The organism is Shewanella sp. 5_MG-2023, from assembly GCF_030547465.1.
Lineage (GTDB): Bacteria > Pseudomonadota > Gammaproteobacteria > Enterobacterales > Shewanellaceae > Shewanella.
Window position 1 is genome coordinate 1 of sequence record NZ_JAUORC010000104.1, and the last position, 529, is coordinate 529.

General features: G+C 40.3%; 1 protein-coding gene. It reads left to right on the top strand.

Going from position 1 to position 529, the window contains the following annotated elements; all coding sequences use genetic code 11:
- Positions 1 to 74: 74 nt before the first annotated feature.
- Positions 75 to 344: a transposase gene (locus Q4557_RS19880; protein ID WP_157936128.1), complete on the top strand. Its 270-nt coding sequence runs from the start codon at positions 75 to 77 to the stop codon at positions 342 to 344.
- Positions 345 to 529 lie beyond the last annotated feature (185 nt).

The window sequence follows — 529 nt, forward strand, 5'->3', positions numbered from 1 at the left end:
GGTGTAACCCTCCCTTAAAATCAGAATGTTTTAAATAGAGTTTTCCATTTACACTAAACCAAATGGAGAATCACATGAAAAAGACACGTTTTACTGAAAGCCAAATTATCAATATCCTCAAAGAAGGTGAGTCAGGCGCACTCACTGTGCCTGAGTTATGCCGCAAACATAATGTTGGTCAAAGTACCTATTACAAATGGAAATCGAAATACGGTGGGATGCAAGCCTCTGATTTAACCCGTATGCGTGAATTAGAAGCCGAAAATGCCAAGCTTAAAAAGATGTTTGCAGATGTCAGTTTGCAAAACATGGCGTTAAAAGACATTGTTGAAAAAAAGCTATAAAGCCAGCAGAGCGGAAGGTGTTAGCCCACTATGCCATTAATGAATTTGGCCTAGGTGTTGTGTTGGCTTGTGATGCGCTAAGTATCAGTCGTTGCACATTTTATTACCAACTCAAGCGTATCGATGATAATGACATCATTGAGGCCGTATCAGGCATCGCAGAGAAGCATAGGGCTTATGGTTTT